Annotated in this window: 15 protein-coding genes and 2 pseudogenes; 14 read left to right on the top strand and 3 right to left on the bottom strand. The window is 67.0% G+C overall.

All coding sequences use genetic code 11. The features are described 5' to 3' along the window. The 14 genes and pseudogenes from LXM94_RS19375 to LXM94_RS19315 form a co-directional block, all read left to right on the top strand. The coding region (locus tag LXM94_RS19375) for an SPOR domain-containing protein (RefSeq protein ID WP_235773105.1) at nt 1-761 on the top strand (761 nt) is incomplete at its 5' end. 120 nt (nt 762-881) lie between these two features. Further along, nucleotides 882-1,901 carry a beta-N-acetylhexosaminidase gene (gene nagZ / locus LXM94_RS19370; RefSeq protein ID WP_235773104.1) on the top strand — a complete coding sequence of 340 codons (1,020 nt, stop codon included), beginning with the start codon at nt 882-884 and terminating at the stop codon, nt 1,899-1,901. 71 nt (nt 1,902-1,972) lie between these two features. Then, nucleotides 1,973-2,773: a segregation and condensation protein A gene (locus LXM94_RS19365; RefSeq protein WP_235773107.1), complete on the top strand. Its 801-nt coding sequence runs from the start codon at nt 1,973-1,975 to the stop codon at nt 2,771-2,773. Between the two features lie 46 nt (nt 2,774-2,819). Then, complete coding sequence (gene scpB, locus LXM94_RS19360; protein ID WP_235773106.1) at nt 2,820-3,485, top strand: SMC-Scp complex subunit ScpB; 666 nt, start codon at nt 2,820-2,822, stop codon at nt 3,483-3,485. A 114-nt stretch (nt 3,486-3,599) separates the two neighbouring features. Beyond that, nucleotides 3,600-4,703 (top strand): ABC transporter ATP-binding protein, encoded by a 1,104-nt coding sequence (locus tag LXM94_RS19355; RefSeq protein WP_235773103.1) that lies wholly within the window; start codon nt 3,600-3,602, stop codon nt 4,701-4,703. Nucleotides 4,704-4,745: 42 nt separating this feature from the next. After that, complete coding sequence (locus LXM94_RS19350; RefSeq protein ID WP_235773102.1) at nt 4,746-4,943, top strand: twin-arginine translocase TatA/TatE family subunit; 198 nt, start codon at nt 4,746-4,748, stop codon at nt 4,941-4,943. A 52-nt stretch (nt 4,944-4,995) separates the two neighbouring features. Next, on the top strand, nt 4,996-5,709 hold the full coding sequence (tatB, locus tag LXM94_RS19345) for a Sec-independent protein translocase protein TatB (RefSeq protein ID WP_235773101.1): 714 nt from the start codon (nt 4,996-4,998) through the stop codon (nt 5,707-5,709). Next, nucleotides 5,706-6,533: a twin-arginine translocase subunit TatC gene (gene tatC / locus LXM94_RS19340; RefSeq protein ID WP_235773100.1), complete on the top strand. Its 828-nt coding sequence runs from the start codon at nt 5,706-5,708 to the stop codon at nt 6,531-6,533. Before tatB ends, tatC begins: the two co-directional genes overlap by 4 nt. 66 nt (nt 6,534-6,599) lie before the next feature. After that, nucleotides 6,600-7,274: pseudogene (locus LXM94_RS26220) on the top strand (serine--tRNA ligase); the annotation flags it as partial. A gap of 159 nt (nt 7,275-7,433) precedes the next feature. Next, nucleotides 7,434-8,039: pseudogene (gene serS, locus LXM94_RS26215) on the top strand (serine--tRNA ligase); the annotation flags it as partial. 18 nt (nt 8,040-8,057) lie between these two features. Further along, on the top strand, nt 8,058-8,828 hold the full coding sequence (gene surE, locus LXM94_RS19330) for a 5'/3'-nucleotidase SurE (protein WP_235773098.1): 771 nt from the start codon (nt 8,058-8,060) through the stop codon (nt 8,826-8,828). Further along, the gene (locus tag LXM94_RS19325; RefSeq protein ID WP_235773097.1) at nt 8,825-9,478 is read left to right on the top strand and encodes a protein-L-isoaspartate(D-aspartate) O-methyltransferase; all 654 of its coding nucleotides are present in this window, start codon (nt 8,825-8,827) and stop codon (nt 9,476-9,478) included. The genes surE and LXM94_RS19325 overlap by 4 nt, the downstream gene beginning before the upstream one ends. Nucleotides 9,479-9,737: 259 nt before the next feature. Continuing rightward, nucleotides 9,738-10,358 carry a biotin biosynthesis protein BioC gene (locus LXM94_RS19320; protein WP_235773096.1) on the top strand — a complete coding sequence of 207 codons (621 nt, stop codon included), beginning with the start codon at nt 9,738-9,740 and terminating at the stop codon, nt 10,356-10,358. A 161-nt stretch (nt 10,359-10,519) separates the two neighbouring features. Then, nucleotides 10,520-12,070 carry a peptidoglycan DD-metalloendopeptidase family protein gene (locus LXM94_RS19315; RefSeq protein WP_235773095.1) on the top strand — a complete coding sequence of 517 codons (1,551 nt, stop codon included), beginning with the start codon at nt 10,520-10,522 and terminating at the stop codon, nt 12,068-12,070. A 120-nt stretch (nt 12,071-12,190) separates the two neighbouring features. Here LXM94_RS19315 and LXM94_RS19310 read toward each other — a convergent pair whose 3' ends face one another. From LXM94_RS19310 to LXM94_RS19300, 3 genes are read right to left on the bottom strand one after another with little or no spacing between them, the layout of a single operon-like run. Continuing rightward, complete coding sequence (locus LXM94_RS19310; RefSeq protein ID WP_235773094.1) at nt 12,191-12,805, bottom strand: LysE family translocator; 615 nt, start codon at nt 12,803-12,805, stop codon at nt 12,191-12,193. Nucleotides 12,806-12,846: 41 nt separating this feature from the next. After that, nucleotides 12,847-13,233: a YunG family protein gene (locus LXM94_RS19305; protein WP_235773093.1), complete on the bottom strand. Its 387-nt coding sequence runs from the start codon at nt 13,231-13,233 to the stop codon at nt 12,847-12,849. Between the two features lie 36 nt (nt 13,234-13,269). Continuing rightward, the gene (locus tag LXM94_RS19300; protein WP_235773092.1) at nt 13,270-14,139 is read right to left on the bottom strand and encodes an ATP-binding protein; all 870 of its coding nucleotides are present in this window, start codon (nt 14,137-14,139) and stop codon (nt 13,270-13,272) included. Between the last annotated feature and the right edge of the window lie 180 nt (nt 14,140-14,319).

Genomic DNA, 14,319 nt, shown 5'->3' with positions numbered 1-14,319 from the left:
GCGGTGCCGCGCTCGCCGAGCCGACGCCGGATGCCGCCTCCGAGGCGGAGCCTGCGACGGCGGTTGCCGGCGCGGTTCCGGGTGATGCTGCCGCCGATGCCGTTGCCGCCGATGCTGCCGACAACGCCGATGCGTCGCTGCGCACCGAGCAGGCCGCTGCCGAGGGCACGGCTGCCGAGGGCACGTCGCCGCTCGAGGAAGTCGCGACGGCCGACGTCGAGGAAACGGCGCCGGTGCGGGTCGTGAAGACCACGACGATCGGCACTGCGACGGCGACGGAAACCGCGACGGCCGAGGCGGGCGATGCCGACGCGACGAATGCGGGCAACACGACGCCGATCCCGGTGACCCGTCCGGTCGACCAGCCGGTCGACGTGGTCGGCACGGTAACGGATCGCGGCAATGTCCGCGAGACGGCGGCGGCAACCGGGGTCCAGCAGGACGATGCCGTTCAGGCGACGGCGGCGCAGGCCGACGCCGCGGAGACGACGCAGCAGCAGGCTGCGGTCGCCAATCCCGGCGGCTACGTGATCCAGATCGCCTCGCTGCCGTCGGAGGCGGAGGCCAAGCGCTCCTACGACAACCTGTCGTCGCGCTTCGCAAGCGTCATCGGCGGTCGCGGTGTCGACATCAGGCGTGCGGAGATCCCGAACAAGGGTACCTATTTCCGCGTCCGCATCCCGGCCGGGTCGCGCGAGGAGGCCAATGCGCTCTGCGCCCGCTACAAGGGTGCCGGCGGCAGCTGCCTCGTGACGCGCTGACACACACGAGCTCACGGCACGATACGGGGTCGCGATCGTCGCGGCCCCGCCGCAGTTTTGCTGTGCACGGATGCGGCGCGGGGATTCGCCTTTTGCCGGCAAGGCTTTATGATTCGGCCCATGAGCGAATCGAAATCCTTCATCTCGGGCTGCAAGGGCCTGGCACTCACCGCAGACGAAAAGGCCTTCTTCCGCGACGAGCGGCCCTGGGGCTTCATCCTGTTCGGCCGCAACATCGCCGATCCGTCGCAGGTCGCCGACCTGACGGCGGAGATGCGCGAGACGATCGGCGGCGGCGGCGACATTCCCGTCCTGATCGACCAGGAGGGCGGGCGCGTCCAGCGCATCAAGCCGCCGCATGTCCAGCAGTATCCGAATGCCGCCGCGCTCGGCGCGATCTACCGGCAGGACGAAGCGCGCGGCCTGAGGGCCGCCTGGCTGATGTCGCGGCTGCATGCCTTCGATCTCGCCCGCCTCGGCATCAATGTCGACTGCCTGCCGGTGCTCGACGTCGCCGTGCCGGGCGTGCATGACGTGATCGGCAACCGCGCCTACGGCCGGGAGCCCGAGATCGTCGCGGCGATGGGACGGGCCGCGGCGGACGGGCTGAAGGCCGGCGGCCTGCTGCCCGTCATGAAGCACATGCCCGGCCACGGCCGGACCATGGTCGATTCGCATCACGACCTGCCGGTCGCGCATGCGTCGCGCGCCGAGCTCGAAGCTGCCGACTTCGTGCCCTTCATGCGCATGAAGGACGAACTGATGGCGATGTCCGCCCATATCGTCTTCACCGACATCGACCCGGCCAACCCGGCGACGACGTCTGCGAAAGTGGTGGACGAGATCATCCGCGGCCATATCGGCTTCGACGGGCTGCTGATGTCCGACGACGTGTCGATGAACGCACTCAAGGGCGATATCGCCATGCGCACGCGCGCAATCGTGGCGGCCGGGCTCGATATGGTGTTGCATTGCCACGGCATCATGGAGGAAATGATCGCAGTGGCGGAAAATGTCGGGCCGCTGTCCGGCGAGGGCCGCAGGCGGGCCGAAGCGGCGCGTGCCGGCCTTCCGGCGGCCGATGGCGCGGACGAGGCGGCGCTGCGCGAGGAATTCAACGCGATGATCGCGGTGGCGTGAAGGGAACGGGCGAGAGGGTGCAGGGACCGAAGGCGAAGGACGACGCAAATCTGGCCGCTGCACAGACGCCGATGGATGCGCTGTGGCAGGAGGATGCCGGGCGGGCGCGCGGCGAGGAAAGCCTCGTCGTCGACATCGCCGGCTTCGAGGGGCCGCTCGACCTGCTGCTGCACCTTGCCCGCACCCAGAAGGTCGATCTCGCGAAGATCTCCGTCCTGGCGCTCGCCGAGCAGTATCTCGTCTTCGTCGAGAGCGCGCAGCGCATCCGCATCGAGCTTGCGGCTGACTATCTGGTCATGGCGGCGTGGCTCGCCTACCTGAAGTCGCGCCTGCTGATCCCGAAACCGGCCAGGGACGACGGGCCGTCGGGCGAGGAGATGGCGGCGGCGCTTGCCTTTCGCCTCAAGCGGCTGGAGGCGATGCGGGATGCGGCGACCAAGCTCGTCAACCGCAACCGGCTCGGCCGCGACGTCTTTGCCCGTGGCGCGCCGGAACATATCCCGGCCGAACGGCGCTCGGCCTTCGACGCCTCGCTCTACGACCTCCTGACCGCCTATGCGTCGCTGCGCCAGCGCCACGCGATCACCCAGGTGACGATCGAGAAGCGCACCGTCTGGTCGCTTGCCGAGGCCCGCGAAGTGCTCGCCCGGCTGATCGGCGAGATCGACGACTGGACGGCACTCGATCACTTCCTGCTGCGCTACATGAGCGATCCGAAGGAGCGCGTCACGGCGATCGCCAGCGCCTTCGCCGCGACGCTGGAGATGGTGCGCGAGGGACAGCTCCAGATCCGCCAGGACGGTGCCTTCCGGCCGATCTACCTGCGGCGAGGGCCGGTTCCGGTGGACAGGGAGGCGGATACGGGTGTCTGAAGCCTCCGGCGACGACGAGGGGACGGCGAACACGGAGACGGGCACCGTGGTCGATCCCCGCCGGCTGCACGAGGCCGCGCGGATCGCCGAGGCGCTGATCTTCGCCTCCGCCGGCCCGGTCAGCGAAGGCTACATCGCCGAACGCCTGCCGCGCGGCGTCGACGTGCTGCACGTGCTGCGGCAGTTGAAGGCGCTTTATGCCGGGCGCGGCGTGACGCTGGTTCAGGTCGGCGACCACTGGGCCTTCCGCACCGCCCCCGACCTCTCCTTCGTCATCCGCACCGACGAGACGGAGGTGCGCAAATTGTCGCGCGCGGCGCTCGAGGTCCTGGCGATCATCGCCTACCACCAGCCCGTCACCCGCGCCGAAATCGAGGACATCCGCGGCGTGCAGACGTCGAAGGGCACGCTCGACGTGCTGATGGAGGCGGGGTGGGTGCGCTTCAGGGGGCGCCGGCGTACGCCTGGCCGCCCGGTTACCTTCGGAACGACGCGCGATTTCCTCGACCATTTCGGCCTCGAGGCCCTGCGTGACCTGCCCGGTCTCGAGGAATTGAAGGGGGCGGGCCTGCTTTCCGGTCGCATCCCGTCCAGTTTCCAGGTGCCGCTGCCGCTCGGCGAGGACGAGTATGCGGAGGACGAGGATCCGATCACCCAGCTCGACCTCGAGGAACTCGGCCTCTTGACACCGGGCGGAAAAGAAGACGAATAGCGGAAGGTTATGGCGGGCAGGCGGTCCCTCGCGGACGCGTGCAGCCGCTGGAATGCGACGATTGCCGACGGGTCAGCCAGGGTAATGCCGCAGCATACGGGGATGGCAGGGCATATGGCTTCGGATCCGTCGGATTCCAACGGCATCGAGACGATCAAGCCTTCGGCGGTGACCTTCGCGGCGCGTTTGCAGTTCGACGACATTCATCACAGCTATCACGGCAAGGAGACGATCCGCGGCATCACGCTGACGGCCGAGCCCGGCGAAATGCTGTGCCTGCTCGGGCCGTCCGGGTCCGGCAAGACGACGCTCCTGCGCGTCGCCGCCGGCATCGAGGCGCAGGCCCGCGGCCGCGTGCTGCTCAACGACCGCGAGATCGCGGGGCCCGGCGTCTTCCTGCCGCCGGAGCGACGCGGTGTCGGGCTGATGTTCCAGGATTTCGCGCTGTTTCCCCATCTGTCGGTGCTCGACAACGTGCGCTTCGGCCTGACGGCGATGCCGCGCGCGGCGGCTGTCGACGAGGCCCAGCGCGCGCTGGAGCGCGTCGGGCTTTCGCACTATGCGGGGAAGTTTCCGCACGCGCTTTCCGGCGGCGAGCAGCAGCGCGTGGCGCTTGCCCGCGCGCTTGCGCCGCGCCCCGGCGTGCTTCTGATGGACGAGCCCTTCTCGGGCCTCGATTCGCGCCTCAAGGACCAGATCCGGGCCGATACGCTGGCGATCCTGCGGCATTCGCGGGCGACGGCGGTGGTCGTCACGCATGACGCGGAGGAGGCGATGCGCATGGGCGACCGCATCGCGCTGCTGCGCGACGGCCGGCTGGTGCAGGTCGGCACGTCGGAGGAACTCTATCTCCGGCCGGCAAGCATCTTCGCCGCCGCCTTCTTCTCCGAGATCAACGAGTTTCCGGGCGTGGTGCGCGGCCGGCGTGTCGAAACGCCGCTTGGCAGCGTGCCGGCGGCGGGCCTCGCCGACGGTGCGAAGGTGCAGATCGCCGTGCGGCTGTCCGGTATCGAGGTGTCGGAGGAGGGCGGCAGCCTGCCGGCGCGCATCCTGTCGCGACGGTTCCTCGGCGTGGTCGAGCTTCTGAACCTCGCGGTGCCGGGCACGGACCAGCCGCTGCGTGCCCGCATTCGGGCCGGGCAGCTTGCCCACGGATTGCGCGACGTCACCGTTTCCGTTAACGAGCGGGACATACTAGTGTTTGAAAAAGACGGTTGAACGTCTTACATCGGGGTAACGGGTTTCAAAGGGAGTTATGAAATGGGTTCCTTCAGCATCTGGCATTGGCTGATTGTCCTCGTGGTGGTGCTGCTGCTGTTCGGCCGTGGCAAGATTCCGGAGCTGATGGGCGACGTCGCCAAGGGCATCAAGAGCTTCAAGAAGGGCATGTCCGACGACGAGGCGGCAGCCGCAGAGAGCGCCAAGACCGTCGATCACAAGGCCGACGAAACCAAATAACCGGCATCAGGCCGCGGAGGGGCTCCTCCGTGGCCCTTGAGGACAGTGCCCCATGCTGGAAATCGGCTGGACAGAAATTCTCGTCATCGCCATCGTCCTGATCATCGTCGTCGGCCCCAAGGATCTGCCGCAGATGCTGCGGACCTTCGGACGGATGACGACGAAGATGCGCGGCATGGCGAGCGAATTCCGCCAGCAGTTCGACGAGGCGATCCGCGAGGCGGAACTCGACGACGTCAAGAAGACGATTGCCGACGCCCGCAGCCTCAACCCGATGAATTCCATCCGCGACGCGGTCAATCCGCTGAAGCAGATGGGCAACGACATCAAGGCCGACCTGCAGAAGGCGACCTCGACGGCATCCGCCGCATCGACGGACGGTACTGCGACATCGGCCGCTTCTGCCGCGCCCGGTGACGTGACGCCGGCCGCGCTTGCGGCGGTCGGCACGGCCGGGACGGCCGCATCCGCCGTAACGGCAACGCCGGCCGAGCCGATCAAGGGCGGCCCTGTCGAGAGCACGGAGGCAAGGAGCGCCGCGCCGGTCAAGCACACCGCCGCAAACGCGGTCGCCGACCTGCCGAAGGCAACGAAGAGCCGCGCGAAATCCGCGGCGAAGGCGACTGAAACCGCAAAGGCATCCACTGCGGCAAAGGCCGCTCCCGTCGCCAAGGTCGGCAGGACCGCCGCAAAGGCGGCCAAGGCGACGCCGACCGTGAAGGCCGCCGGTGCCACCCGACGCAAGACCAAGAAGGACGAGGCATGAGCGGCGAGATCGAAGACAAGCCCCAGCCGCTGATCGAACATCTGATCGAACTGCGCCAGCGCCTGATGTGGGCGGTTGGCGCGTTCTTCGTGGCCTTCCTCGTCTGCTTCTATTTCGCCAAGGGGCTGTTCAACCTGCTCGTCCTGCCCTTCAAATGGGCGGTGAACTGGGCGGGGCTGACCCACCGCAACGTCGAGCTGATCTACACCGCGCCGCAGGAGTTCTTTTTCACCCAGATCAAGGTCGCGATGTTCGGCGCGCTGGTCATCGCCTTTCCGATCATCGCCCAGCAGATCTACAAATTCGTCGCCCCGGGGCTCTACAAGAACGAGCGTGCCGCCTTCCTGCCGTTCCTCGTGGCGTCGCCGATCCTGTTCCTGATCGGCGCGGCCCTCGTCTATTTCTTCTTCACGCCGATGGTCATGTGGTTCTTCCTGGCGATGGAGCAGGGCGGCGGCGAGGGCGAAGTGTCGATCCAGCTTTTGCCGAAGGTCTCGGAATATCTCGGGCTGATCATGACGCTGATCTTCGCCTTCGGCCTGGTGTTCCAGCTTCCCGTCGTGTCGTCGCTGCTCGTCAGGGCAGGCCTGGTCAGCGCGCAGACGCTGGCCGAGAAGCGAAAATACGCGATCGTCATCGCTTTCGTCGTCGCCGCGGTGCTGACGCCGCCCGATCCGGTCTCCCAGATCGGTCTTGCGCTGCCGGCCATCCTTCTCTACGAGATTTCCATCTATACGGCCCGACTCATCGAACGGCAGCGGGCGCAGGCCGCGTCCCAAACCGACGCGGCGGTGGCGACGACCGAGGAGGCCGACAAGGCCTGATCCGGCGCCGTCCTTCGGGCGCTGCCGGGCGTGTCGGGCGCAACACCCGAAACGCCTGGAACGACGATGCTCGACATAAAATGGATCCGTGACAACGCCGAAGCCCTCGATGCCGCGCTGAAGAAGCGCGGGTCCGATCCGCTGGCCGCGAGCCTCGTTTCGCTCGACGATCGTCGTCGCACGGTGATCCAGAAGGCGCAGGACATGCAGTCGCGCCGCAATGCCGCCTCCAGGGAGATCGGCGCGGCGATGGCGGCGAAGAATTCGGAGCTCGCCGAGAGGCTGAAGGCCGAGGTCGCCGCGATCAAGACCGAGCTTCCGGCCGCCGAGGAGGAGGAGCGCCGGGTCACGGCCGAGCTCACCGACGCCCTGTCGCGCATTCCGAACATCCCCTTCGACGACGTGCCGGTCGGCAGCGACGAGGGCGGCAATGTCGAAAAGCACACATGGGGCGCCAAGCCCGGCTGGAACCACAAGCCGCTCGAGCACTACGAGATCGGCGAGGCGCTCGGCTGGATGGACTTCGAGGGTGCGGCGAAGATCGCCGGCGCGCGCTTCACCATCCTCAAGGGTCAGCTTGCCCGGCTGGAGCGGGCGCTCGGCCAGTTCATGCTCGACGTGCACACGCAGGAGCATGGCTATCTGGAGGTCCAGCCGCCGCTGCTGGTTAAGGCGGATGCCATGTATGGCACCGGCCAATTGCCTAAATTTGAAAAGGACCTTTTCACTACCGACCGATCAGGTAGCGCCGGAGATATCGACAACACCCTGTTGGCGCAGCTTAAATCATTCGGCCCTGAGCTCGATGAGCACGGACAGCCAATTTTGGGCGATTTTGATCCTCAGAAGTATGCCGAATCTCAAGCGCTGTTCAACAAGGTTCGGTCGTCACTAAAGCTGTATATGATCCCGACAGCGGAAGTACCGCTGACCAACCTCGTGCGCGAGGAAATCCTCGACCAGGAAAAACTGCCGCTGCGCTTCACGGCGCTCACCCCCTGCTTCCGCTCGGAAGCCGGCTCGGCGGGTCGCGACACGCGCGGCATGCTGCGCCAGCACCAGTTCATGAAATGCGAGCTCGTCTCGATCACCGATGCGGAAAGCGCGGTCGACGAGCACGAGCGCATGACCGCCTGCGCGGAAGAAATCCTGAAGCGTCTCGGCCTGCACTACCGGGTCATGACGCTCTGCACCGGCGATATGGGCTTCGGCGCGCGCAAGACCTATGACATCGAGGTCTGGCTGCCGGGGCAGGACACCTACCGCGAAATCTCCTCCTGCTCGGTCTGCGGCGACTTCCAGGGCCGGCGCATGAACGCGCGCTACCGCGGCAAGGAGGAGAGAAACCCGAAATTCGTCCACACGCTGAACGGCTCGGGCGTCGCGGTCGGCCGGGCGCTGATCGCCGTCGTGGAAAACTACCTGAACGAGGACGGCTCCGTCACGATACCGGACGTGTTGCTGCCCTATATGGGCGGCTTGAAGAAGATCGAGAAGGCCGCCTGACGGCGGAACGGGACCGGCATGCGCATTCTGCTGACCAATGACGACGGCATTCACGCGGAGGGGCTCGCCACCCTCGAGCGCATCGCCCGCGTGCTCACCGACGACGTCTGGATCGTCGCGCCCGAGACCGACCAGAGCGGGCTCGCCCATTCGCTGACGCTCTCCGAGCCGCTCCGGCTGCGCAAGGTGTCGGAGAAGCATTTCGCCCTGCGCGGCACGCCGACCGACTGCGTCATCATGGCGGTGCGTGAGGTGCTCGACGTCAAGCCGGACCTCGTCCTGTCCGGCGTCAATGCCGGCGCCAACATGGCCGACGACGTCACCTATTCCGGCACGATCGCCGGCGCCATCGAGGGCACGCTGCAGGGCATCAAGTCCATGGCGCTGAGCCAGGCCTACCAGTATTCCGGCGGCCGCGTGCTGCCCTGGGAGGTGGTCGAGACCCACGCGCCGGACCTCATCCGCCGGCTGATCGACGTGGACCTGCCGGACGGCACCTTCTTCAACCTCAACTTTCCCAATTGCGGGCCGGAGGACGTCAAGGGCATCGAGGTGACCAGCCAGGGCAAGCTCGATTTCGGGCTGACGATCGACGAGCGCGCCGACGGCCGCGGTTTTCCCTATTACTGGCTGCGCTTCGGCGAGCGGCGCGGCGATTTCCGCGCCGGCACGGATATCCACGCGCTGAAGAACGACCATATCTCGGTCACGCCGCTCAAGCTCGATCTCACCGACTATGCGGTTCTCGATCGCGTCCAGCGGACGCTCAACGGAGGAGCGGCGGATTGACGGCGCGGGTCATCGAGAAGGAGGGCTTCGCGGCGCTGGCGCTTCGCCTGCGCGGTGAGGGCATCAACAATATCGACCTTCTCACCGCGGTCGAGCAGACGCCGCGCACGCTGTTCGTCCCGCCGCAATTCGCGGGCGACGCCTACGCCTCCCGCCTGCTGCCGATCGACTGCGGCTCCTTCATCGAGGGGGCGGACCTCGCCGTCCGGCTGATCCATCTCTTGGGACTGAAGGCGAGCCATCGCGTGCTGGAGGTCGGCACCGGCAGTGGGTTCACGGCCGCCGTCATGGGCCGGCTCGCCGAACGGGTTCTGACGGTCGACCGTTTCCGCACGCTGACCGCGCAGGCCCAGCAGAATATTGAAAAGGCCGGCGTGCGCAACGTCGTCGTCCGTCAGGCCGACGGCAGCGTCGGCATGCCGGGCGAGGGGACCTTCGACCGGATCCTCGTCACGGCCGCCTTTCCGGCGATGCCGCGCCTCTTCGCCGAACAACTCGTCTCGGGCGGCATGCTGCTTGCGCCCGTCATGGCCAGCGAGACGGCATGCCGGATGCTGAAGCTCGTCAAGACCGGCAGCCGCTTCGACCGGGAGGACCTCTTCGAGGTTCCCTACCTGCCGATCGTGCCGCATCTCGCGCAGGCCCTCTGACGGCCGAGGCGGCATTGCCGGGCGCCGGCAACTGAGTCCCTTTCCCTTCTTTTTCGTACCTCCGCTGCCGCCTTCGCGCGGCGGTTGCGGCGGCGTGTCATTTTACACTGCTGATTCAGCGCGTTAACCTTTTGTTAACTTTGGCAAGCCTCGCGCAAGCTTCGAGGCATAAGCCGGTTGGCGAAGCAGGTGTTTTCCACGTCGAACGGTCGAGGGTCCGGCACTTCCAACCGCTGAAGCCGTTCCGATGGAGAGGGACATGTATATCTCGAACAGGATAGCAGGCACAGCGACCGGAGACAGTCTCGCCAATCTGGCGGCACGGGCTGCGGCAAGCGCTGCCGAGGAGCCGGCGGAGGCGACGAGCACGGCCAATCTCGCCGGCGGCTCCTATGACCCCTCCGCACATGTTTCGCTTTCCGTCGAGGCCCTGCTCATCCTCAGCGCCGCAAAATCCGACGACGGCAAGCTGCCCGCCCTCTCCGAGGACGAGCGCAACAATGTCGAGACGCCGGAACTCCTCGAACGCGAACGGCTGGCTTTCGGCCACTACCGGGAGGAGGGCGACCTCAAGTCCTATTATCGCGCCTATATCGAATATTACGACAGCCTGGAGCCGGCCGACCAGGCGAGCGAGCGTTATGCCGGGACGCGCGACATCGCCGTCACCGCACTGCGGTCGCTGGCCTATACGGAGAAGGCGACGAGCGAGCCGGACGGGGAGGCGACGCTCGACACCATCCTCGCGAGCGGCGGCACCGCTCCGGCCGGCACCATCGCCGGCTATTCGGTCGACCAGGCCGTCGTGCGCCAGTTCGAGGCGGCACGTTTCGGCGGCCGCATTTCCCGCGCAAATGCCATGTATCTCGGCGGATACTGACCGTTTCACGCGCTTTCGGCCTGTGCGGAATGCCGTTACCGCGCGGCTATGGTTATCAATTTGCCAAAAAAGAAGGCCGGAACCCGCTGCTTTAACCCGGCAGTAACTCTAACGCGCTTTAATCAATCCAAGAGTCCAGAGTACCGATTGGGTTGAGTCACATGCGTAATAGTGTATCGCCAGCAAATCGAAAATCGGCCATTCGCCTTGCGGTCGCGATCCTCCTGGCGAGCGTTGCGACAGGTTGCAGCTCCGATGCAACGCGCTTCAACGGCCTGTTTTCCTCCTCGGACAACATAACGACCAACTCCATCCCGCGGCGGGGGCTCCTCGGCAACCATCCGGTTCCGCGCGGCGACATCGCCGGCGCGAACGGCGTGGTGCCGGTCGACGATACGGCTGGCCGGTCCGCCGCCGTCAACCAGCCGCTGCCCGGCTACGACGGCGTGACGAGCGGGCCGATCGACACCGCGACCGACGCCGGCTCCGGAACGCGCATGGCGACGACTCCGATGTCGGTGGAGCGCGGCACGTCCGCCGATCTCGCACGGGAAGAAGCGCTCTCGCAGCCGCTGCCGGCAGCGCGCGAGACGACGTCCGACCTCACGGAAGCATCCTCCGACCCGGTCGTGACCGGCACGGTCGCCAAGGGCAAGGCCGGCTGGTCGGCCGTCAACGCGCCGATCGTCGAGCTGAAGCAGGGCGAAAGCGTCAAGACGCTGTCGAACCGCTACGGTGTCCCGGAAAGGGAGATCGTCAAGGCGAACGGCCTTGCGAGCGCCGCCGATGCGCGCGCCGGCCAGAAGATCATCATCCCCGTCTACGGTACGGCCGGCAGCGCCACGCGCCAGTCGGCGGACGCGTCGCTCGCCAGGGACGGCAAGGTGCCGCTGCCGACGAAGAAGTCGAACGGCGAGGTGGCTATCCTGCCCGGCACGGCCAACAGCCGCGACAAGTCCCAGACGCCGGAGGAGCTCGCCAGGCTCAAGGCGAACGCCGCCGGCAACGGCAAGACGCCGGCCGACGGTTCCACCTACGACGTCCAGCCCGGCGATTCGCTGACGCGCATCGCGCAGAAACACGGCGTGTCCGTCGACGCCCTGAAACAGGCGAACGGTCTCACGGCCGCCTCGATCCGCATCGGCCAGACCCTGGTCATCCCGGCGGGCGGCGCGGCGGCGACCGACAGGACCGTCACGGCCTCCGTGCCGGAGAAGAAGACGGCCGGAGACAAGCAGCCGGCCGCCGAGACGACGAAGATGGCGCTTGCGACCGAAACCGTGACCGAGGCCAGCACGAAGAGCGACGTGACCGAGGCCGCGCCGGAATCGACGGGTATCGGCAAGTACCGCTGGCCGGTCCGCGGCGCGGTCATCGCCAGCTATGGCGCAAACGTCGACGGCAACCGCAACGACGGCATCGACATCTCGGTGCCGGAGGGCACTGCGATCAAGGCGGCCGAAAACGGCGTCGTCATCTATTCGGGCAGCAGCCTGAAGGAACTCGGCAACGCCGTGCTTGTCCGCCACGACGACGGCACGGTCACCGTCTACGGCCACGCCGGCGACCTCAATGTCCAGCGCGGCCAGAAGGTGCAGCGCGGCCAGACGATCGCCGCTTCCGGCATGAGCGGCAATACCAGCCGCCCGAAGGTGCATTTCGAGGTCCGCAAGAACGCGACCGCCGTCGATCCGATGACCTTCCTCGAATAGCGGCGACGGCCGGTCGGCGATACGCCCGACCGTCGGCCTGGATCATTCCCCTGCACGAAGCGCCGGCCTTCACGGGCCGGCATTTTTGCGCGCGGTGACCTTTGCCGGCAACCGGGATCCCTACCGTGAAGCGACAACGGCGACCCCTGCGCCGATCATCACCCCTCCGGCGGCACGGTTGACGCGCCGCACGATGCGCGGGCTGCGCAGCAGGCGGCGCGCCCGGCTCGCCAGCAGGACATGGCCGCCGATCACGACGACTTCGACCGCAAGGATGACGGCGGCAAGCCGGCCGACATCGGCGAATGTCAGCGCGGGACCGACGACATGCGGCAGCAGCGCCACGTAGAAGAGCGGCATCTTGGGATTGCCGAGATTGAGGGCGACGCCGGCCGCGAAGACCGTCAACAAGCCGCTTCTGCCACCGTCGCGCCGGACGTCCGGAACGACGGGTTCGGCCATCCACAGCCTGATCCCCATCCAGACGAGATAAGTCGCGCCCGCATAGCGCAGGACGGTCATCACGACGCCCATCTCGGCCGAAAGGGCCGAGAGCCCGTAAGCTGCGAGAACGAGAAAGATCAGGATGCCCGCGACGGTGCCCATGCCATAGGCGATGCCGGACGGCGCGCCGTGGGACATGGTGCGCGCGACGATCGTCATATTGTCGGGACCGGGGCTGGCGGCGAACACGAAAAAGGCGGCGGCAAAGGCGAGCAGCGTCGAAACGTCCATGAGATCTCCGATAGGTGCGTGCGTTCGGGGCCGACAATAGCCTATTTTCGATTCGGACGGAGGCCGTCCGTCGACGGATCCCGCGCAAGGGTCAGGCGGACGCGGCGCAGAAGCGTTTCGTGTTGCCGGGCCGACGTATCGGCGAATGCCTCCTCCCGATCCGTGGCAAGATCGTCATAGACGATCGGCCCGTCGAACTGGCTCTCGGAGAAATCGATGCGGCGGCCGTCGATCTCGTTGTAGAAGTGCCAGGCGCTGCCGACGGCGGTCTTGAGGATCGCGCCGCCGGCAATCTCCTGCGCGACGAGCGCTGTCACGCTGCATTGGCCGAGTGCCGGGTTGTCCAGCCGCCATTTGCTCGAGGTTTCGCTGGACCAGCCATGCGCGATGGCTCTCCGCAGGTCGTCGAGGTCGGGAATCCGTTGCATGTCCACCACCTGTTTGCCGCCACGGGGCGGCAAGCCTCATCTGGCGAGCGGCATGCCGAGGCGGCCGGCGAGGTCCTGGATGAACTGCCAGGCGACGCGGCCGGAGCGCGCGCCGCGCGTCGTCGCCCATTCCAGCGCATCGGCATGCAGCTTCCCGGGGTCCTCCGCGAGGCCGTAATGCGCGGCGTAGCCGTCGATCATCGCGAGATAGTCGGCCTGGCTGCACTTGTAGAAGCCGAGCCAGAGGCCGAAGCGGTCGGAGAGGGAAACCTTTTCCTCGACGGCTTCGGACGGGTTGATCGCCGTCGACTGCTCGTTCTCCATCATGTCGCGCGGCAGCAGGTGGCGGCGGTTCGAGGTGGCGTAGAGCAGGACATTGTCCGGCCGGCCCTCGACACCGCCGTCGAGCGCCGCCTTCAGCGACTTGTAGGACGTGTCGTCGTGGTCGAAGGAAAGATCGTCGCAAAAGACGATGACCGGTGCGGGACCGGCCTTCAGGATGTCCATCAGGACGGGCAGCGTCGCGATGTCCTCGCGGTGCACCTCCACGAGCTTGAGCGCCGTGCCGGTCTCCCTTGCCGCGAGCGCATGCACGGATTTGACGAGCGACGACTTGCCCATGCCGCGCGCGCCCCAGAGCAGCACGTTGTTGGCGGGCAGGCCGCGGGCGAAGCGCAGCGTGTTGTCGACCAGGATGTCGCGCACATGGTCGACGCCCTGGATCAGGCCGATGTCGATGCGGTTCGGCCGGCTGACCGGCTGCAGGTGCTGGCGGGCCGGCGCCCAGACGAAGCAGTCGGCGGCAGTCCAGTCGTTTTCCGCCGGCGCCGGGCCCGCCAGGCGCTCCACGGCGGCGCGCAGCCGCCTGAGTTCATCGAGGATCACCGCCGATTCCTGGTCCTGCACGTCTTTTCTCCCCTGCACATGTGTTGCCGCGACCGCCGCCGTGCCTAGCCCGGTACCATGCGCCGGGCGGGCCCGAAAGCCGGAAAACTTGGAAATCCGGCCCGCGTCGGTCGCGCCGTGTTGCATTCAATGCGCTCTTCCCTATATTCGCGCCAACCAAAACGGGCCTCCGGTCCGCCA

It is taken from the genome of Rhizobium alarense (genome assembly GCF_021555155.1).
In the GTDB taxonomy this organism is placed as follows: Bacteria; Pseudomonadota; Alphaproteobacteria; order Rhizobiales; family Rhizobiaceae; genus Rhizobium_D; species Rhizobium_D alarense.
The sequence above is the reverse complement of the archived record's forward strand: the minus strand, read 5'-3'. Positions and strand labels throughout refer to the sequence as shown.